Consider the following 17,907-nt stretch of genomic DNA (forward strand, 5'->3'; position numbering starts at 1 on the left):
GAACCCGTCAGCTCACATCATGTCTTCGATCTCCGCGGCGATCGGGTCTGCGTCGGTGCCGATGACGACCTGGATGGCGGTGCCCATCTTGACGACGCCGTGGGCGCCGGCGGCCTTCAGGGCGGCCTCGTCGACCAGCGAGGCGTCGGACACCTCGGTGCGCAGGCGGGTGATGCAGCCCTCGATCTCCTCGATGTTGTCCAGCCCGCCGAGCGCGGCGACGATCTTCTCAGCCTTGGTGGCCATGTTCCTTCTCCCTGATCCGAACCGCTTAGTCGCAGTAACCCACAGTTGGCCCATCTTCGCGAGCGGTCTTGCCGTACGTGCCGAATGATGGCGATCACAACAGCGGAACCGTCCGCCAACTGGTCTACACCACCGTGGGGACGGTCGCCAAACCGCATCCGACGAACCGCGTTCGAGCCGAGTGGCCGGAGGTCGCCCATGAGCGCCGAGAGCACACCCGCCGGCGGCACGGTCAGCCCGGCGCGGGAACGCTGGCACCGCCTGTTCCAGGGCCTGCAGAAGATGGGCCGCAGTCTGCAGCTGCCGATCGCGGTGCTGCCGGCGGCGGGCATCCTGAACCGCCTGGGCCAGCCGGACGTGTTCGGCAAGGACGGGCTGGGCTGGACCAACGTCTCCAAGGTGATGATGGGCGCGGGCGGCGCCCTGCTCGACGGCTCACTCGGCCTTCCACTGCTGTTCTGCGTGGGCGTGGCGATCGGCATGGCGAAGAAGGCGGACGGCTCGACGGCGCTCGCGGCGGTGGCCGGCTTCCTCGTCTACTACGGCGTGCTGCACCAGTTCCCCGAGTCCTGCCCCGGCGGCGCGAAGGCGATCCCGCAGGTCGGCTGCCAGGTGAGCAGCGGCGCGGGCGTGGGCTCCGTGGCGCCCTTCACCTTCCAGAACCCGGGCGTCTTCGGCGGCATCGTCATCGGTCTACTGGCCGCCTTCTTCTGGGCCCGCTTCCACCGCACCAGACTGGTGGACTGGCTCGGCTTCTTCAACGGGCGGCGTCTGGTGCCGATCATCATGGCGTTCGTCGCCATCGTCTTCGCGGCGCTGTGCCTGTGGATCTGGCCGCCGATCGGCAGCGGTCTGGAGAGCTTCAGCCACTGGCTGCGGGACGCGGGCGCCTGGGGCGCGGGCGTCTTCGGGGTGGCGAACCGCGCACTGCTGGTGGTCGGCCTGCACCAGTTCCTGAACGTGCCCATCTGGTTCCAGTTCGGCAGCTACACCAAGCCGGACGGCACGGTGGTGCACGGCGACATCAACATGTTCCTGGCGGGCGACCCGCACGCGGGCCAGTTCACCTCGGGCTTCTTCCCGATCATGATGTTCGCGCTGCCGGCGGCCGCGCTGGCGATCACCCACTGCGCCAAGCCGCACCGCCGCAAGGAGGTCGGCGGCCTGATGCTGTCGGTGGCGCTGACGTCGTTCGTGACGGGCATCACCGAACCGATCGAGTACTCCTTCCTCTTCATCGCGCCCGTGCTCTACGCCTTCCACGCCGTGCTCACCGGTGTCTCGATGGCGGTCACCTGGGGGCTCGGAGTGCACGACGGCTTCAGCTTCTCGGCCGGTCTGATCGACTACGTGATCAACTGGAACCTTGCGACGAAGCCCTGGGCGATCATCCCGATCGGCCTGTGCTTCGCGGCGGCCTATTACGCCGTCTTCCGGTTCGCCATCACGAAGTTCGACCTGAAGACGCCGGGCCGCGAACCGGAGGACGAGGTCGAGGACATCACCAAGGCGTGACCTCGCCGAGGCGACCTCAGCAGGCCGCACACCGGGGGCCGTTCGCCCCTTTAGCACATCGGCACGCCGCGTAGCGTATCGGTAGCGGATTTCGTGGTTCCTTATCCCGCCTTCATCGTGCTACAACAGGTCTACACCACTGAGTGGTGTAGACCACCACCGATGGAGGAACCATCCCATGAGCACCGCCACCGCCACGGCGGCTCCCGCGAAGAAGCGGGGATCCGGCCTGTTCCAGGGCCTGCAGAAGGTCGGCCGCAGCCTGCAGCTCCCGATCGCCGTACTGCCGGCGGCGGGCATTCTGCTGCGTCTCGGCCAGGACGACGTGTTCGGCAAGGACGGCCTCGGCTGGAACAAGGTCGCGGCCGTGTTCGCCACGGCCGGCGACGCCGTGTTCAGCAATCTGCCGCTGCTGTTCTGCGTGGGCATCGCCATCGGCTTCGCCAAGAAGGCCGACGGCTCCACGGCGCTGGCGGCGCTGGTCGGCTTCCTGGTGTACAAGAACGTGCTGACCGCGTTCCCGATCACCGAGGCCAAGATAACCAAGGGCGCGGACATCCCCGCGACCTACAACGACCCCAAGGTGCTCGGCGGCATCGTCATGGGCCTCATCGCCGCCGTCGTCTGGCAGCGCTTCCACCGCACCAAGCTGCCCGACTGGCTGGGCTTCTTCAACGGCCGCCGGCTGGTGCCCATCCTGATGGCCTTCATCGGCACCGGCATCGGTGTGGTCTTCGGTCTGATCTGGGAGCCCATCGGCAACGTCATCACCGACTTCGGCAAGTGGATGACCGGCCTCGGCGCGCTCGGCGCGGGCCTCTTCGGTCTCATCAACCGCGGTCTGCTGCCCATCGGCATGCACCAGTTCGTCAACACGGTGGCCTGGCAGGAGATCGGCAACTACAAGGACTCCGCCGGTGCCGTGTGGCACGGTGACCTGCCCCGCTTCTTCCACGGCGACCCGACCGCCGGCCAGTTCATGACGGGCTTCTTCCCGATCATGATGTTCGCCCTCCCGGCCGCCGCGCTGGCGATCACCCACTGCGCCCGCCCGGAGCGCCGCAAGGCCGTCGGCGGCATGATGCTGTCCCTCGCCCTGACCTCGTTCGTCACCGGTATCACCGAGCCGATCGAGTTCGCGTTCATGTTCATCGCCCCGCTGCTGTACGCGATCCACGCCGTCCTCACCGCGGTGTCGATGGCGGTGACCTGGTCGCTGGGCGTGCACCACGGCTTCAGCTTCTCGGCCGGTGCGATCGACTACTTCCTCAACTGGGGCCTGGCCACCAAGCCCTGGATGATCATCCCCATCGGCCTGTTCTTCGCGGTGATCTACTACGTGGTCTTCCGCTTCGCGATCATCAGGTTCAACCTCCCGACCCCGGGCCGCGAGCCCGAGGAGGAGGTCGAGGACCTGACGAAGGCGTGACGGCCACGGCCATGGCATGACGAAGGCCCCGGAACCTCACTGGTTCCGGGGCCTTTCCGATCCGTGTGCGCGCAATCTAGACCTCGTACGTCACCCGTGGCGCTGCCAACTCCACCGGGCCCGTGAACACCTCGCGTGCGTCGCGGAGGTTGACCTGGGGGTCGGTCCACGGCGGGATGTGGGTGAGGACCAGGCGGCGGGCACCGGCGCGGGTCGCCGTCTCGCCCGCCTCGCGGCCGTTGAGATGCAGGTCCGGGATGTTCTCCTTGCCGTGCGTGAACGCGGCCTCGCACAGGAACAGGTCGGTGTCCCGGGCCAGCCCGTCCAGCGCGTCGGTGACACCCGTGTCGCCGGAGTACGTCAGCGACCGCCCGCCGTGCTCGATCCGGATGGCGTACGCCTCCACGGGATGGCGGACCCGCTCGGTGTGCACCGTGAACGGGCCCATCTCGAACGTGGACGGCTTGACGGTGTGGAAGTCGAAGACCTCGCTCATGGAGGAGGCGGAGGGGGTGTCGGCGTAGGCCGTGGTGAGGCGGTGTTCGGTGCCCTCGGGGCCGTACACCGGGAGGGGGTCGCAGCGGCCGCCGTCGTGACGGTAGAAACGCGCGACGAAGTACGCGAGCATGTCGATGCAGTGATCGGCGTGCAGATGGCTCAGGAAGATCGCGTCGAGGTCGTAGAGACCGCAGTGGCGCTGCAGCTCGCCCAGGGCGCCGTTGCCCATGTCGAGAAGCAGCCGGAAGCCGTCGGCCTCGACGAGGTAGCTCGAGCAGGCCGATTCCGCGGACGGGAACGACCCCGAGCAGCCGACGACGGTGAGCTTCATGAAGCAGAAACCTCCGTTGGCGGAAAGATCAGGCGGCAAAGATCAAAAGGGCAGGAAACGGGGGTCGTGCGGTTTGTCGAGCGTAAGGCGCGAAAGCACGGGTCGCTCCTCCGCAAAGGGCCGTTGTGGGCGAACTCACCTGTGCTGTCACCGGTTCGGCTGGACCCGGGGCGCACAAGGTTCACCAGAGGGCGCGCGATCCTCGGCGCGCGCCGGTAACGTCGTCGTATGGACACGTCCTGGTGGCTGGCGCTCGCGGCGGTCGTACTGCTCGCGCTGGTCGCCACGCTCGTCGACGGCTGGGGGCGCGGTCGCCGGCCCGCCGGACGGCGCCTGAGGCCGCTCGGCCGTGCGGGAACGCGCCCGGCGCAGGCCGCCCGGCCGGTCCCCGGGGACATCTGGTGGGCGGACGTCCCCCACGAGGACCGCGCCGAGGTCAAGGACCGGCCGTGTCTGGTGCTGGCCGTGCGCGGGAACCGGGCCACGGTCGCGAAGATCACCAGCAAGTACCACGACGAGCGCGCCGGGGTGATCCCGCTCCCGCCCGGCGCGGTCGGTGACGCCCATGGCCGCCCGAGCTTCCTGGAGACGGACGAGCTGCGTGAGGTACCGGTGGGCGACTTCCGGCGCCGCGTCGGGGTGGTCGACCCGGTGCTGTGGGACCAGGTACGGCACCTGGCCGGCTGATCACTTCACGGTGACCGTGACCGTCCACTCCTGGATGCCCTTGCAGGAGACCTGACCCGGAGCCGTCGGCTGGGCACACAGCGGGCGGGAGGACGTCAGTTTCACGGTTCCGGCGGTCACGGCGTGGTACGCGGCGGTGGCGTCGCCCGGCTGGAGGACGAAGCCGGCGTTGATGCCCTTGAGCGCGCTGCCGCTCACCATGACCGGCTTCCAGGGGCGGGACTTGGTGCCGTCCAGGGTCAGGCGGACCTCGCCGCCCTTGGCCACACACACGGTACGGCCGCCGTCCGCGGCCTTCAGCTGCACGTCGGCGGCGCAGCCGCCCTTGGCCGGTGCGGAGGACGAGGGCGCCGACGGCGACACCTTGCCGCCGCCTGCGTTGTCCGAGCCGCTCTGCGAGCCGCATCCGGCGAGGAGCAGCGCTGCCGCCGCGAGGGCGAGGGATGTCGTGGTACGGCGCATGGGGTTCGCCTTTCTGCCGTGGCCGTGGGGGGGCCGGCCGCCTGATGCAGATGAGACGTAGCAGCACGACGAACGGATCCCGCACGCGGACCGTTTCCGCGTGCGGGATCACCGGGTGGTTCAGGTGGGACGGATCAGCTGGTCGTCAGGGCGGTGTCGTCCACGACGAAGCTGGTCTGCAGCGAGGAGTCCTCCACGCCGTTGAACTTCAGGGTGACCGTCTGGCCCGCCAGCGAGGACAGGTCGAAGGTCTTCTGCGCGTACCCGGAGCCCGCGTTGAGGTTCGAGTACGACGCGAGGGTCGTCGAACCGGCGGTCACCGTCAGCTTGTCGTACGCGGTGCTGCCGGTCTCCGCGGTGTCGATGTGCAGGTAGAAGCTGAGCGTGGCCTTGCAGCCGGCCGGGATCGTCACCGACTGGGACAGCGTGTCGGTGTGCGAGGAGCCGTACCCGTCGAGCCAGGCGTAGTACGAACCGCCGTGCGCCGCCTCACCGGTGTCGTTGGTGATCACGCCGCTGGTCGCGGTCCAGCCGGTGCTGCCCGACTCGAAGCCGGGGTTGGCCAGCAGCTGGGACGAGGTGCAGCCGCCACCGCCGGAGCCGACGGTCCAGGTGAAGGAGGCCGAGCCGGAGGCCCCGGTGGAGTCCTTCGCGGTGACCGTGACCTGGTAGGTGCCCGCGGTGGAGGCGGTACCGGAGATCAGGCCGGTGGAGCTGTTGATGGACAGCCCGGTCGGCAGGCCGGAGGCGCTGTAGGTGAGGGCCGCGCCCCCGCTGTCGGTGGCTTTGATCTGCAGGCTGACCGAGCCGCCCGCGGTGGTGGACTGGCTGCCGGGGTTGGTGACGGTCACCGTGTTGCCGCTGCTGGAGCCGGCGGTGAAGGCGGCGGTGCCGTTCGGGGTGCCCCAGCCGGTCGGGCCGTCGTAGCCGGTGCCCGCGGTGCAGAAGTACGACGGGGAGCAGCTGCCGTTGCTGCCGCTGGTGACGTCGTACAGGTTGCCCGTGTGCTGGTACGGGTACTTCGCCGGATAGTCGCCGGCGCCCGGGGTGCCCGCGAGGGCGTAGACCGAGGCCATGATCGGCGAGGAGGCGCTGGTGCCGCCGTAGACCGCCCAGCCGGAGCCGCCGTAGGTGTCGTAGACCGCGACGCCGGTGGCCGGGTCGGCGACCGCGGAGACGTCGGCCTCCATACGCTTGGAGCAGCCGCTGTCGGTCTGCCAGCTCGGCTTCGGGTCGTAGGCCGAGCAGCCGGAGCCGGTGCCCTCGGTCGAGGAGGTGTTCCACACCGACTCGCTCCAGCCACGGGAGTTGGAGGCGGTGGTGAGCGCGGTGCCGCCGACGGCGGTCACGTACTGGGAGGTCGCCGGGTACTCGGCGCCGTAGGCGGAGTCACCGGAGGAGACGGTGATCGCGACGCCCGGGTGCTTGAAGTACTGGGTGTCCTCGCTGGTCTGGGCGGAGGACTCGGAGCCGCCCCAGCTGTTGGAGACGAACTTGGCGCCGAGCGCGACGGCCTCGTTCTCGGCGGTGCCGAGGTCGGAGTCGGTGGCGGAGTTGGCCTCGACCAGGATGATGTTGCAGTTCGGGCAGACCGCGCTGACCATGTCGATGTCGAGCATCTCTTCACCGGCCCAGCCGGTGTCGTTGGTCGGCAGCGACGTGGTGGAGCCGGTCTGGCTGACCTGCTTGAAGCAGCCGTTGGCCTTGGTGCAGGCGGACAGGCCGTAGGTGGAGCGGTAAGTGCCCAGGTCCGACTCGGCGTTGGGGTCGTTGTAGGCGTCGACGATGGCGACGGTCATGCCGGAACCGCCCGTGGTGGGCAGGTTGTAGGCGCTGTGCAGGTTGGCCGGGGAGAGGCCGGAGGGCGCCGCGGCGGCGAGCGCCGAGGCGAGGCGCTGCCTGATGTCGGTGCGGCGCTGGGCGAAGCAGGACGCGTGCCCCGGCTCGGCGGTGGCGCACAGGTGCGTCGTGGGCACCTTCTGGCCGGCCTTGCCGGTGGAGTGGTAGGTCTGCCGCTCGGGTGCGGTCAGCGCTTTGTCGTTCTGCGTGACCTTGGTGCCGTGCGGGTGGGCCGCGGCGGTCTGGGCGCCGGCCGTCGGTGCCGCGACGAGCCCGGCGACGGTGAGGGTGAGAGCGGGGAAGGAGACGGCGAGGAGTCTTCGCAGGCTCCGTCTCCGCTTGCTCAGGCGTGACTCACGCATGGGGTACTGCCTCCGGTTGACGTGGGGATGCGCACTGGATTGGCAGGCCCGTGACGCGCGTAGCGGCGGTGGGACCGCGCAGTCATGAGCATGACACTCGCAGACACCTGTCATGGCGCTGGGTGAGCGTTACATGACAGGGTGCGGGGAGGAACGTAGCTCCGGCTCCGGCACCACCGGCAGTACCGGGTGCTTTTCTTTGCCTCGCCATAGGAATGGCTTAGCCCCCTCATAAGAGGGGGCTGGTGACCGCTTGATGCGCGTTAATGCGGTGTTACGCCCAGAGCTGGCCCTGCAGCGTCTCGATGGCCTCCTCGGTGGTGGCCGCCGTGTAGACGCCGGTGGACAGGTACTTCCAGCCGCCGTCGGCCACGATGAAGACGATGTCGGCGCTCTCCCCCGCCTTGACCGCCTTCCTGCCCACGCCGATCGCCGCGTGCAGGGCCGCGCCGGTCGAGACGCCCGCGAAGATGCCCTCCTGCTGCAGGAGTTCACGGGTGCGGGTGACCGCGTCGGCCGAGCCGACGGAGAAGCGGGAGGTCAGCACGGAGGCGTCGTACAGCTCCGGTACGAAGCCCTCGTCGAGGTTCCTGAGGCCGTACACCAGGTCGTCGTAGCGCGGCTCGGCGGCGACGATCTGGATCCCCGGCCGGTGCTCGCGCAGATAGCGGCCGACGCCCATCAGGGTGCCGGTGGTGCCGAGGCCCGCCACGAAGTGGGTGATGGAGGGCAGGTCGGCGAGGATCTCGGGGCCGGTGGTGGCGTAGTGGGCGCCCGCGTTGTCCGGGTTGCCGTACTGGTAGAGCATCACCCAGTCGGGGTGCTCGGCGGCCAGCTCCTTGGCCACGCGTACGGCGGTGTTGGAGCCGCCCGCGGCCGGCGAGGAGATGATCTCGGCGCCCCACATGCCGAGCAGGTCCCGGCGCTCCTGCGAGGTGTTCTCCGGCATCACGCACACCATGCGGTAGCCCTTGAGCTTGGCCGCCATGGCGAGGGAGATACCAGTGTTGCCGGAGGTGGGCTCCAGGATCGTGCAGCCCGGGGTGAGCCGGCCGTCCTTCTCCGCCTGCTCGATCATGTGCAGCGCGGGGCGGTCCTTGACCGAGCCGGTGGGGTTGCGGTCCTCCAGCTTGGCCCAGATCCGGACGTCGGCGGCCGGCGAGAGCCGCGGCAGGCGCACCAGCGGGGTGTTGCCCACCGCGGCCAGCGGGGAGTCGTAGCGCATCGCTGCTCAGCGACCGATCAGCGCATGCCGCCGGCGACGGCCGGCAGGATCGTCACGGTGTCGCCGTCGGACAGCTTGGTCTCGATGTGGTTGATGAAACGGACGTCCTCGTCGTTCAGGTACACGTTGACGAAGCGGCGCAGCTTGCCGTCGTCCACGATGCGGGCCTGGATGCCCGTGTGCCGGGTCTCAAGGTCGGCGAACAGCTCGGCGAGGGTGTCACCGCTGCCCTCCACCGCCTTCTGACCGTCGGTGTACTGGCGGAGGATGGTCGGGATGCGGACCTCGATGGCCATGGCTCAGGGCTCCTGTCGGAAGGTGTCGTCGGTTCGGGCGTGCGGCGGCCCGCCGCGGCACACGGGCCGAACGGCGGCAGGGGGAATCAACAGATGGCGCTGTTCAGCCTGCACAGGTCGACGTGCAGCCGCGCCACGAGCAGCGTGCCCGGCGCCTTCTCGCTCACGTCGTACAGAACCATGGGCTCATCGTAACGATTCCCGGTCCGGCAATCGGAGTGTGATCTCGCATGCTGGATGAAATCCGTCCGGATCGCGGGATCAGTAGGCCTCCACGACCTTGACCTCCTCCTCGGTGACCTCCCCGTCCACGATCCGGAACGAGCGGAACTGGAACTCGCCGAGGCCGTCGGTGTCGGCGGTGGACACGAGGACGTAGTGGGCGCCAGGCTCGTTGGCGTAGGAGATGTCGGTGCGGGAGGGGTGGGCCTCGGTCGCGGTGTGGGAGTGGTAGATGATCACCGGCTCCTCGTCGCGGTCGTCCAGCTCGCGGTAGAGCTTGAGCAGGTCGCCCGAGTCGAACTCGTAGAAGGTGGGCGACATCGCCGCGTTCAGCATGGGGATGAAGCGCTCGGGGCGGTCCGAACCCGCCGGGCCCGCGATGACGCCGCACGCCTCGTCCGGGTGGTCCTTGCGTGCGTGGGCGACGATCTGGTCGTACAGGGCCTGGGTGATGGTCAGCATGACGGTCAGGATAAGCAGAGGGCCGCCCCGTACCGAGGTGTGGTACGGGACGGCCCATATGCTGGACGTCCTGAGCGGCGGCCGGCGAGGGTGCCACGAGTACCCTCGCGGCCGGACGTCCTTTCCGTTGGTCTTACGGTGCTCAGCGTTTGCGGAAGGCCGCGGCCTCCGGGTTGCGGCGCCGGAGCGCCCAGTAGGAGACGCCGAGGATCGCGCCCCACAGCGGAGCACAGTACAGCGAGACCCGGGCGTCCTTGTCGATACCCATGAGCACGATCACCATGAAGATGAATGCCAGCGCGAAGATGCTCGTGTACGGCGCTCCCGGCGCGCGGAACTCGCTCTGCGGCAGCTCTCCGCGGTTCGCCTTCGCCCGGTAGCGGATCTGGCAGATCAGGATGACGATCCAGGCCCACATGCCGGAGATGGTCGCGAAGGACACCACGTAGTCGAAGGCCTTGCCCGGCCACTGGTAGTTGATCCAGACGCCGACGAGCATCAGCGCGGCGGAGAACGTGGTGCCGGCCAGCGGGGTGCCGCTGCGCGTCAGATTGGTGAAGAACTTCGGGCCCTGGCCGTTGAGCGCCAGGTCACGCAGCATGCGGCCGGTGGAGTACATGCCGGAGTTGCAGGAGGACAGCGCGGCCGTGAGGACGACGAAGTTCACGATGCCGGCGCCGACGGACAGGCCCATCTTCTGGAAGGCGGCCACGAAGGGGCTCACACCGGGGTGGAACTCGGTCCACGGCACGACCGACAGGATCATGATCAGCGCGCCGACGTAGAAGACGGCGATGCGCCACGGCACGGTGTTGATCGCCTTCGGCAGCACCTTCTCGGGGTCCTTGGACTCGCCCGCGGTGACACCGACCAGCTCGACGGCGAGGAAGGCGAACATGACCATCTGCAGGGTCATCAGCGTGCTGCCGATGCCGTGCGGGAAGAAGCCGCCGTCGTTCCACAGATGGCTGACCGAGGCGGTCTTGCCCGCGTCCGAGAAGCCGATGGTCAGGATGCCGGCGCAGATCAGGATCATGCCGATGATCGCGGTGACCTTGACCATGGAGAACCAGAACTCCAGCTCACCGAAGAGCTTGACGGAGATCAGGTTGGCGCCGTACAGCACGATCGTGAAGATCAGTGCCGAGACCCATTGCGGGATGTCGAACCAGTACGTCATGTAGGCCGCCGCGGCCGTGACCTCGGTGATGCCGGTGACCACCCAGAACAGCCAGTACGTCCAGCCGGTGACGAAGCCCGCGAAGGGGCCGATGAACTCGCGCGCGTACTCGGAGAACGAACCCGACACCGGGCGGTACATCAGCAGCTCGCCGAGCGCCCGCATGATCAGGAAGATCACGAGGCCCGCGACCGCATACGCCAGGATCAGGCTGGGGCCGGCCTTGGAAATGCCCTTGCCCGCGCCGAGAAACAGGCCGGTGCCGATGGCACCGCCGATGGCGATCATCTGGATCTGCCGGGACCCGAGCCCGCGGTGATACCCCTCGCCACCCTCGCTGTCCGCGGCCCGCGCGGCCTCATTGCCGTCGCGAAGCTGGTCGACCTGCGATGAGGTCATGTGTGGTGCGCCCTTTCTCCATGCCGACCCGGGCCTTTCGTCGGCCTCGGATCGGGTTTCGATCCCCCCGGATGATGGAGTTGAGCGGGCCTCTTCGGGTCCGCTCGTGCCTGGCCGACGGTCGTCGGCTCGGTGGCGCACCCGGCCGGACATAGGTGGTGTCGGCCAGGCGATCGTGAAGATTTATCACGGCCGCAATATTGATCACGGGGGCGGGTTGTGGCGCATCACACAGGGAAAAGCGGACAAATGACCCCCGATCGCGGCAAACCAGGCCGCAACGGTGACGGGATCGTTATCCGGATCTGAGCGTCCGCTGAGCGAACACTCGTACACCACACATGCCGCAGTTACGACATCAGCGTGCCGACCAGGGTCTCCTGGAGCCCGCCCAGCCACAGATAGGCCATCACCATCGGCTTGCGCGGGTCCTCGTCGGGGAGCCGGTAGAGCAGATCGGTGTCGTCCTCGTCGGTGATCTCCAGCCGGGTGCCGATCGCGAGCCGCAGGTCGTTGAGGGCGCTGAGCCATCGCCGGGACTCGTCCGGGGCCAGCTTCAGCACCGCCCCGCCCTCGTCCACCGGGGACAGCGCGTCCAGGGCGCGGATCACCGCGAGCGCGTTCTCGCGCTTGCCTGCCCTGAGGTCGTTCTCGGTGTAGCGGCGGAACTCGGCGGAGTGGGCCCGCCGCTCCTCGGCATCGGCGGGCGAGTCCGGGGCCTTCTCCGGGTCGCTGTAGGCGTCCGGGAAGAGCCGGTGCAGCACCGGGTCGGCGGGCGGCTCGCTCGGGCCCTCCGCGAAAAGCTCGGCGAGCGGGTCCGCCGGGGAGTCGGCGCCGGGGCCGGGACCGATCAGCTCCAGGAGCTGGACGGCCAGCGACCGGATGATGGAGATCTCGACGTCGTCGAGCGCGACGGCCGCGCCGCCGCCGGGAAGCGGTTCGAAATGTCCGGGCATGTAAATGGGTTCGCTACTTCCGGTCCTGCTGCAGGGTGGCCCACAGACCGTAGCCGTGCATCGCCTGCACGTCGCGCTCCATCTCCTCGCGGGTCCCGCTGGAGACGACCGCCCGGCCCTTGTGGTGGACATCGAGCATGAGCTTGGTGGCCTTGTCCTTGGAGTAGCCGAAGTACGTCTGGAAGACGTACGTCACATAGCTCATGAGGTTGACCGGGTCGTTGTGCACGATCGTGACCCAGGGGACGTCGGGCTCGGGTACGGCGAAGACCTCCTCCGCCGACTCGGTGCGTTCGATCTCTACGGGCGCGGGTGACGTCACGGTGCCCATGCTGCCACGCTCGGCGAAAATCGTCACACCGACGAAAAGGGAGTACGATCCCCAGTCATGAACACAGCGGACCTTGGGCTGCCGGTGGATGTTCCCTCGACGGCGCTCTTCACGGACCAGTACGAGCTGACGATGCTGCAGGCCGCGCTGAAGGCCGGTACGGCCGAACGGCGGAGCGTGTTCGAGGTCTTCACCCGGCGGCTGCCGAACGGGCGCCGTTACGGTGTGGTCGCCGGCACCGGGCGTGTCCTGGACGCGGTGGAGAACTTCCGCTTCGACGCGGGCGTCCTCGGCTTCCTGCGCGAGCGGAAGATCGTCGACGAGGAGACCCTGACGTGGCTCGCCGGCTACCGCTTCAGCGGGGACATCTGGGGCTACCCCGAGGGCGAGGTCTACTTCCCCGGCTCGCCGATCATGCGGGTCGAGGGCACCTTCGCCGAGTGCGTGCTGCTGGAGACGGTCATCCTCTCCATCCTCAACCACGACTCCGCGATCGCCGCGGCCGCCTCCCGCATGGCCTCGGCCGCCGGGGACCGGCCGCTGATCGAGATGGGTGCCCGCCGCACCCATGAGCTGGCGGCGGTGGCCGCGTCCCGGGCGGCGTACGTCGGCGGCTTCGCGACCACCTCGGACCTGGCGGCCGGCTTCCGCTACGGCATCCCGACCGTCGGTACCTCGGCCCACGCCTTCACCCTGCTGCACGACCGCGAGCGGGACGCCTTCCAGGCCCAGGTCGACACCCTCGGCCGGGGGACCACTCTGCTCGTGGACACCTACGACGTCGCCCAGGCCGTGCGTACGGCGGTGGAGGTGGCCGGCCCGGAACTGGGCGCGGTCCGCATCGACTCCGGCGACCTGCTGCTCGTGGCACACCGGGTGCGGCAGCAGCTGGACGAGCTGGGCGCCACGAACACGAAGATCGTCGTGACCTCCGACCTGGACGAATACGCGATCGCCTCCCTCGCCGCCGCCCCGGTGGACGCGTACGGCGTCGGCACCCAGCTGGTCACCGGCTCCGGGCACCCGACCTGCTCCATGGTCTACAAGCTGGTCGCCCGTGCCAAGTCCGGTGACGACGAGGCGCCGCTCGTGCCGGTCGCGAAGAAGTCCAGCGGCGGCAAGACCTCCCTCGGGGGCCGCAAGTGGGCGGCGCGCCGGCTGGACGCGGACGGGGTGGCGGAGGCCGAGGTCGTGGGCACCGGCCCGGTGCCGACGGAGCTGGCCGACCGCCAGCTGCTGGTCGAGCTGGTCAAGGGCGGTGACGTGATCACCCGTGAACCACTGGACGTCCCCCGGGACCGCCACATCGCCGCCCGGGCGAATCTCCCGCTCTCCGCTACACAGCTCTCCCGAGGGGAACCCGTGATTCCGACGGAGTACGCCACCGGGCACTCGGGTAGCTAGAGCGGGACCGACGTCCGCCCGCGCGCCCGCCCCCTCCCGCACGGGCCCGGAAGTCTCTAGGCTCAGTTACTTAACTCTTAGTCGAAGGACACCCATCATGCGCCGCGCCTTGATCGTCGTAGATGTGCAGAACGACTTCTGCGAGGGGGGCAGCCTTGCGGTGGCCGGGGGTGCGGACGTGGCCGCCGCGATCACGGAACTGATCGGCCAGGCGGCGGGCACCGGATACCGCCATGTGGTGGCCACCCGGGACCACCACATCGCCCCCGGCGGCCACTTCGCCGACGACCCCGACTTCGTCCACTCCTGGCCCGCGCACTGTGTCGCGGGCACGGAGGGCGTCGGCTTCCACCCGAACTTCGCCCCTGCCGTCGCCTCCGGCGCGATCGACGCCGTCTTCGACAAGGGCGCGTACTCGGCCGCCTACAGCGGCTTCGAGGGCAGCGACGAGAACGGCGTCCCGCTGGTCGACTGGCTCCGCGCCCGCCACATCGACGAGGTCGACGTGGCGGGCATAGCCACCGACCACTGCGTACGCGCCACCGCCCTGGACGCCGCGAGAGAGGGCTTCCGCACCCAGGTCCTGCTGGACCTCACGGCGGGGGTCGCCCCGGAGACGACGGAGCGGGCGCTGGAGGAAATGCGGGCAGCAGGAGTGGAGCTCACGGGCAAGCCGGTGGTCAGTGGTTAGCAGAAACCCTATTGCACCACCGCTGACCTGCGAAGAAGCGCCCGGATCGGGTGCCAGAGCTCAGTCACCATGACACCGTTGTCGGCCGGTGCCGTACGCCATATCAGCCCGTCCGGATGGTGCAGCACCGCCGTGACCTCGTCCGGCGTGGGGGGCGCGGCGTTCCCCCGGAGGTAGATCGCGCGCAACCCCAGGTTGCGGAGCCTGGTCAGGGCTCGGGCGCGGTTCTGGGCATGCACCAGTACCCGCACCGCGGCGGAGCCGTAGGGCAGATTCAGCGCCACCACGACCGTGCCGTTCGGCAGTCTGCAGAAGCCTCCAGCGGCCATGCGGTCACATCCCCGTTTTCGTCGGTGTCAATAAGCGGTCCACATGACGCACCTAAACACGAACGGCGGCAACCCGCCAAGAGGCTGCCGCCGATACGCGCCTGACCTGCGAAAATGTGGATTAGTTCACTGCTGGACCAACCTTGAGCAAGATCGTCGAACCATCCCCGGCCTCCTTGACGATCGCGATCTTGGTGTTGGTGTCAGTGACCTTCACGCCCCCGGTGGGATTCGCCGGGTCGTAGTAGGTGCTGGTGTGGTCGTTGAAGACCGGCACCCCCTTCGACGCCTTGATCACCGTCGCCACGTCCGCCTTGTGGAGCGTGATGCCGTCCGTGCCGTAGAGGCTGAACGGGGAGTCGTAGGCCTGCATGCGGTTGCGCAGCAGCGTGCCGTCGGACCACTTCAGCGCCTGCGGGTGGGAGTCGACCGGCAGGATCAGACCGGAACCGGGGTGGCCGTTGGTGCTGTTGGTGTTGTTGTCCGCCTGGGAGGTGTCCCACTTCCAGATCAACAGACCGTTCTGGTACGGGTAGTGCTCCACCCGGCCGGGCCGCTTGGCCGAACCGAAGTTGTACGGGCCGGTCTTGAGCGTCTTGTCGTAGGACACGTACTGCCGGTTCTCGGCAAGGTAGTACTGCTTGTAGTCCTTGGTGAAGGACGCACCGATGCGGGAGAAGCCGTTCGCGGTCCAACCGGCGTCCTGTGTCTCGGCGTTGTCCGAGAAGAGCGGCGCGCCGTCGGCGGTCACGGTGATCTCGTCGGCCGTGAAGCCGTTCTCGGCCACGCCGCTGTCGGTGGCGTACCGGAAGCGCAGGTCGATCTTCTTGCCCGCGTAGGCGTCGAGCGCGTACGACAGTTTCCTGTGCGTCTGCGAGAAGCCGGTCAGCGCCGGCTTGCCGCTGCCGTCCCGCCCGATGGCCTGGCCGTCCGCCGTGCCGTCCAGGGCGGTCCAGTTGGCGCCATCGTCGGTCGACACCTCGGTGTAGACATGGTCGTAGCCGTCCTCGGTGGCCCACCAGCCGTCCAGGTCGAGCTTCGCCGAGGACCTGCCGGTGAGGTCCACGGACCGGGTCAGCGTGTTCTTGAGGTCGTTGCCGCTGCCGCTCCACCACTGGGTCGCACCCTGGGCCGGCTCGGTGATGGCCGTGGTGACCGCCTTGTCCGGCAGGTTGACCAGGAGGGCCTGCTTGTCCCAGGTGTTGTACTCGGCGACGCCCAGTTTGTGCGTGGACTGCGTACCGGCCTTCGCGGTGTCGTAGTTCAGCCAGCCGAGCTGCAGCTTGTCCCAGGCGTTCATGTCGCCCGGCAGATCGCCGATGGACTCCTTGCCGGTGCCGAGCCAGGAGCCGGAGGACATCAGGGTCCAGAAACCAGTCGAGTTGTCGCCGCCTGCGGTGTCGTACTCGTCCGGCAGTCCGAGGTCATGGCCGTACTCGTGGGCGAAGACGCCGAGGCCGCCGTTCTCCGGCTGGATGGTGTAGTCGCCGACCCAGATGCCGGTGTCGCCGACCTGGGCGCCGCCGAGCTTGTTGTTCGCGGGGCCGGTGCTGCCCGAGTCGCTGCCGAAGGCGTACCAGCGGTGGGCCCAGATCGCGTCCTTGCCCTGCGCGCCGCCGCCCGCGGACTCGTCCTCACCGGCGTGCACGATCTGGAAGTGGTCGATGTAGCCGTCCGGCTCGTTGAAGTTGCCGTCGTGGTCGTAGTCGTAGCGGTCCCACTGGTCGTACTGGGCGAGGTCCTTCTTGACGTCGGCGTCCGTCCTGCCGGCCGCCTTCTGCTGCGCCACCCAGGCGTTCAGGCCGTCGCTGACCACGTTCCACACGCTGGGGCAGTTGGTCTGGCCGCAGGCGTTGTTGCCGTAACGGGCCTCGTTGTAGGGGACCTTGACCCAGTCCGTGACCTCGCCGTTCACCGAGTAGCGGCCCGAGGACTGCTTCTCGTAGTACTTCTTCAGCGACTGGGTCGCCTTGCCGGTGCCGAAGTAGAGGTCCTGGTAGTGCTTCTGGTCGTAGTCCTGCTGCCAGGCCGTGGAGTTGTCGTTCCCACGGTCCGGCGCGGCGATGGTGTTGTGCAGCGGGCCGGGAGTGCCGCCGTACCTGGGGTCGGTCCTGTCCCCGAACTCCACGAGGATCGTGAAGATCTTGTCGGTCTTCTCACGGCTCAGCTCGACGTACTTGCTCCTGCCCTTGCGGCTGCCCAGCGCCACGACCTTGGAGCCGTTCCGCTCCTGCGCCTTGGCCTTCCCCGATATGAGCTGGTTCAACGCCTCCCGGCGCTGGGCTTCCCGGGTCTTGCTGAGCGGGCCGTCGAGGTCGTGTGCCCGCTGCTTCACCGGCGCCGGGTCGTGCCGGTCGACCGCCGCGGGCCCGGCCTGGGTGCTCGCCTCCGCGACGGCGAAGGTGGCGAACGTGACGGAGGCCGCCGCGAGCGTCAGGCCGATCGCGGCCGCTCTGAACGTCCAGGATCTGCAGGTCACTTGAGTTCCTCCCCCGCGTCTGTTTGACGCGTTCAAGTGACGCAATTTGACTAGACGTTTAGAAGAAAAGACAGATCTTGACTTGCTCCGGCCAACTGGACTAGGTGGAGTCGACCGGTGCTTTACGGAGGACGTGCCCCCTGTGCGCCCCCCGTGCACCGGTACCGTGGGTTAGGTCACGCTTACCAGGCGGCTCGTTCGGGCATGCACGCGAAGAGAGTCGAATGGCACCCCCAATCACCCGAAGACTTCCGAGGACACGATTGCCATGCCTCGTCCGACTGCCGCACAGCTCGTTTACGGTTCGTGCACCGTGATCTTCTCGACGCTCGCCATGCTGCTGCTGTCCCAGACGAGTTCGGGCCTCGGGATCACCGTCATCGCTCTCGCGGCGCTGGCCCTCGGGCTGCTCGTGGCGATGACGGTGCCGCTGCCACAGGCCCCCGCGGCCCAGGCACCGGCCGGATCCGCCGAGTCCGCACCCAAGGAGCAGCCGGTGTCCACGGCACTCTGAGCGGCGTACACGTCGGCGGCGGGTCCGTGTAGGCCACGGACCCGCCGCCG

General features: G+C 68.6%; 19 protein-coding genes. 6 read left to right on the top strand and 13 right to left on the bottom strand.

Annotated elements, in window-relative coordinates; all coding sequences use genetic code 11:
• Positions 1-12: 12 nt before the first annotated feature.
• A complete protein-coding gene (locus tag AV521_RS16455; RefSeq protein WP_076088988.1) occupies positions 13-246 on the bottom strand; it encodes a glucose PTS transporter subunit EIIB in 234 nt (77 codons plus the stop codon).
• Positions 247-444: 198 nt separating this feature from the next.
• Between AV521_RS16455 and AV521_RS16460 the strand changes: the two genes are divergently transcribed.
• Both AV521_RS16460 and AV521_RS16465 read left to right on the top strand, forming a co-directional pair.
• Positions 445-1,761: a PTS transporter subunit EIIC gene (locus AV521_RS16460; RefSeq protein ID WP_076088990.1), complete on the top strand. Its 1,317-nt coding sequence runs from the start codon at positions 445-447 to the stop codon at positions 1,759-1,761.
• Positions 1,762-1,939: 178 nt separating this feature from the next.
• Positions 1,940-3,190 carry a PTS transporter subunit EIIC gene (locus tag AV521_RS16465; RefSeq protein ID WP_076088992.1) on the top strand — a complete coding sequence of 417 codons (1,251 nt, stop codon included), beginning with the start codon at positions 1,940-1,942 and terminating at the stop codon, positions 3,188-3,190.
• A 76-nt stretch (positions 3,191-3,266) separates the two neighbouring features.
• On the opposite strand, the gene AV521_RS16470 is transcribed toward AV521_RS16465, so the two are convergent.
• Complete coding sequence (locus AV521_RS16470) at positions 3,267-4,019, bottom strand: MBL fold metallo-hydrolase (RefSeq protein WP_076088994.1); 753 nt, start codon at positions 4,017-4,019, stop codon at positions 3,267-3,269.
• A gap of 228 nt (positions 4,020-4,247) precedes the next feature.
• On the opposite strand from AV521_RS16470, the gene AV521_RS16475 reads away from it, so the two are divergent.
• A complete protein-coding gene (locus tag AV521_RS16475) occupies positions 4,248-4,706 on the top strand; it encodes a type II toxin-antitoxin system PemK/MazF family toxin (RefSeq protein WP_076088996.1) in 459 nt (152 codons plus the stop codon).
• Here the strand turns inward: AV521_RS16475 and AV521_RS16480 are convergent, their stop codons facing one another.
• The 9 genes from AV521_RS16480 to clpS all read right to left on the bottom strand — a co-directional run bounded on the left by AV521_RS16480 (position 4,707) and on the right by clpS (position 12,440).
• On the bottom strand, positions 4,707-5,168 hold the full coding sequence (locus tag AV521_RS16480) for a hypothetical protein (RefSeq protein ID WP_076088998.1): 462 nt from the start codon (positions 5,166-5,168) through the stop codon (positions 4,707-4,709).
• A 134-nt stretch (positions 5,169-5,302) separates the two neighbouring features.
• A complete protein-coding gene (locus AV521_RS16485; protein ID WP_076089000.1) occupies positions 5,303-7,369 on the bottom strand; it encodes a putative Ig domain-containing protein in 2,067 nt (688 codons plus the stop codon).
• A 274-nt stretch (positions 7,370-7,643) separates the two neighbouring features.
• Positions 7,644-8,594, bottom strand: coding sequence for a PLP-dependent cysteine synthase family protein (locus AV521_RS16490; RefSeq protein WP_076089002.1), 951 nt, complete (start codon positions 8,592-8,594; stop codon positions 7,644-7,646).
• A gap of 17 nt (positions 8,595-8,611) precedes the next feature.
• Positions 8,612-8,890, bottom strand: coding sequence for a MoaD/ThiS family protein (locus tag AV521_RS16495; RefSeq protein WP_076089004.1), 279 nt, complete (start codon positions 8,888-8,890; stop codon positions 8,612-8,614).
• A gap of 86 nt (positions 8,891-8,976) precedes the next feature.
• The gene (locus tag AV521_RS52695; RefSeq protein WP_351025498.1) at positions 8,977-9,072 is read right to left on the bottom strand and encodes a putative leader peptide; all 96 of its coding nucleotides are present in this window, start codon (positions 9,070-9,072) and stop codon (positions 8,977-8,979) included.
• A 79-nt stretch (positions 9,073-9,151) separates the two neighbouring features.
• Positions 9,152-9,574, bottom strand: a complete 423-nt coding sequence (locus AV521_RS16500; RefSeq protein WP_076089006.1) for a Mov34/MPN/PAD-1 family protein — start codon at positions 9,572-9,574, stop codon at positions 9,152-9,154.
• Between the two features lie 142 nt (positions 9,575-9,716).
• The gene (locus tag AV521_RS16505; protein WP_076089009.1) at positions 9,717-11,153 is read right to left on the bottom strand and encodes an amino acid permease; all 1,437 of its coding nucleotides are present in this window, start codon (positions 11,151-11,153) and stop codon (positions 9,717-9,719) included.
• Positions 11,154-11,503: 350 nt separating this feature from the next.
• Positions 11,504-12,109 (bottom strand): DUF2017 domain-containing protein, encoded by a 606-nt coding sequence (locus tag AV521_RS16510; protein ID WP_076089011.1) that lies wholly within the window; start codon positions 12,107-12,109, stop codon positions 11,504-11,506.
• 13 nt (positions 12,110-12,122) lie between these two features.
• Entirely contained in the window at positions 12,123-12,440 is a 318-nt protein-coding gene (gene clpS, locus AV521_RS16515) for an ATP-dependent Clp protease adapter ClpS (protein WP_023550189.1), read from the bottom strand.
• A 57-nt stretch (positions 12,441-12,497) separates the two neighbouring features.
• Between clpS and AV521_RS16520 the strand changes: the two genes are divergently transcribed.
• Both AV521_RS16520 and AV521_RS16525 read left to right on the top strand, forming a co-directional pair.
• Positions 12,498-13,844, top strand: a complete 1,347-nt coding sequence (locus AV521_RS16520; RefSeq protein WP_076089013.1) for a nicotinate phosphoribosyltransferase — start codon at positions 12,498-12,500, stop codon at positions 13,842-13,844.
• A gap of 97 nt (positions 13,845-13,941) precedes the next feature.
• Positions 13,942-14,535, top strand: a complete 594-nt coding sequence (locus AV521_RS16525) for a nicotinamidase (RefSeq protein ID WP_076089015.1) — start codon at positions 13,942-13,944, stop codon at positions 14,533-14,535.
• An 8-nt stretch (positions 14,536-14,543) separates the two neighbouring features.
• Here AV521_RS16525 and AV521_RS16530 read toward each other — a convergent pair whose 3' ends face one another.
• Positions 14,544-14,864 carry a hypothetical protein gene (locus AV521_RS16530; protein ID WP_076089017.1) on the bottom strand — a complete coding sequence of 107 codons (321 nt, stop codon included), beginning with the start codon at positions 14,862-14,864 and terminating at the stop codon, positions 14,544-14,546.
• A gap of 121 nt (positions 14,865-14,985) precedes the next feature.
• Positions 14,986-17,343, bottom strand: coding sequence for an immune inhibitor A domain-containing protein (locus AV521_RS16535; protein ID WP_076089019.1), 2,358 nt, complete (start codon positions 17,341-17,343; stop codon positions 14,986-14,988).
• 268 nt (positions 17,344-17,611) lie between these two features.
• On the opposite strand from AV521_RS16535, the gene AV521_RS16540 reads away from it, so the two are divergent.
• Positions 17,612-17,857, top strand: coding sequence for a hypothetical protein (locus AV521_RS16540; RefSeq protein WP_076089021.1), 246 nt, complete (start codon positions 17,612-17,614; stop codon positions 17,855-17,857).
• Positions 17,858-17,907: the final 50 nt, after the last annotated feature.

Source organism: Streptomyces sp. IMTB 2501, assembly GCF_001953885.1.
Taxonomy (GTDB): Bacteria; Actinomycetota; Actinomycetes; order Streptomycetales; family Streptomycetaceae; genus Streptomyces.

What these genes read in the sequence shown, in the direction of transcription:
- AV521_RS16490 (WP_076089002.1), bottom strand. Translation starts at nt 8,594, where the DNA reads ATGCGCTACGACTCCCCGCTGGCCGCGGTGGGCAACACCCCGCTGGTG.
- AV521_RS16530 (WP_076089017.1), bottom strand. Translation starts at nt 14,864, where the DNA reads ATGGCCGCTGGAGGCTTCTGCAGACTGCCGAACGGCACGGTCGTGGTG.
- AV521_RS16460 (WP_076088990.1), top strand. Translation starts at nt 445, where the DNA reads ATGAGCGCCGAGAGCACACCCGCCGGCGGCACGGTCAGCCCGGCGCGG.
- AV521_RS52695 (WP_351025498.1), bottom strand. Translation starts at nt 9,072, where the DNA reads ATGGTTCTGTACGACGTGAGCGAGAAGGCGCCGGGCACGCTGCTCGTG.
- AV521_RS16470 (WP_076088994.1), bottom strand. Translation starts at nt 4,019, where the DNA reads ATGAAGCTCACCGTCGTCGGCTGCTCGGGGTCGTTCCCGTCCGCGGAA.
- clpS (WP_023550189.1), bottom strand. Translation starts at nt 12,440, where the DNA reads ATGGGCACCGTGACGTCACCCGCGCCCGTAGAGATCGAACGCACCGAG.
- AV521_RS16465 (WP_076088992.1), top strand. Translation starts at nt 1,940, where the DNA reads ATGAGCACCGCCACCGCCACGGCGGCTCCCGCGAAGAAGCGGGGATCC.
- AV521_RS16500 (WP_076089006.1), bottom strand. Translation starts at nt 9,574, where the DNA reads ATGCTGACCATCACCCAGGCCCTGTACGACCAGATCGTCGCCCACGCA.
- AV521_RS16505 (WP_076089009.1), bottom strand. Translation starts at nt 11,153, where the DNA reads ATGACCTCATCGCAGGTCGACCAGCTTCGCGACGGCAATGAGGCCGCG.
- AV521_RS16455 (WP_076088988.1), bottom strand. Translation starts at nt 246, where the DNA reads ATGGCCACCAAGGCTGAGAAGATCGTCGCCGCGCTCGGCGGGCTGGAC.
- AV521_RS16520 (WP_076089013.1), top strand. Translation starts at nt 12,498, where the DNA reads ATGAACACAGCGGACCTTGGGCTGCCGGTGGATGTTCCCTCGACGGCG.
- AV521_RS16510 (WP_076089011.1), bottom strand. Translation starts at nt 12,109, where the DNA reads ATGCCCGGACATTTCGAACCGCTTCCCGGCGGCGGCGCGGCCGTCGCG.
- AV521_RS16495 (WP_076089004.1), bottom strand. Translation starts at nt 8,890, where the DNA reads ATGGCCATCGAGGTCCGCATCCCGACCATCCTCCGCCAGTACACCGAC.
- AV521_RS16480 (WP_076088998.1), bottom strand. Translation starts at nt 5,168, where the DNA reads ATGCGCCGTACCACGACATCCCTCGCCCTCGCGGCGGCAGCGCTGCTC.
- AV521_RS16475 (WP_076088996.1), top strand. Translation starts at nt 4,248, where the DNA reads ATGGACACGTCCTGGTGGCTGGCGCTCGCGGCGGTCGTACTGCTCGCG.
- AV521_RS16540 (WP_076089021.1), top strand. Translation starts at nt 17,612, where the DNA reads ATGCCTCGTCCGACTGCCGCACAGCTCGTTTACGGTTCGTGCACCGTG.
- AV521_RS16525 (WP_076089015.1), top strand. Translation starts at nt 13,942, where the DNA reads ATGCGCCGCGCCTTGATCGTCGTAGATGTGCAGAACGACTTCTGCGAG.
- AV521_RS16485 (WP_076089000.1), bottom strand. Translation starts at nt 7,369, where the DNA reads ATGCGTGAGTCACGCCTGAGCAAGCGGAGACGGAGCCTGCGAAGACTC.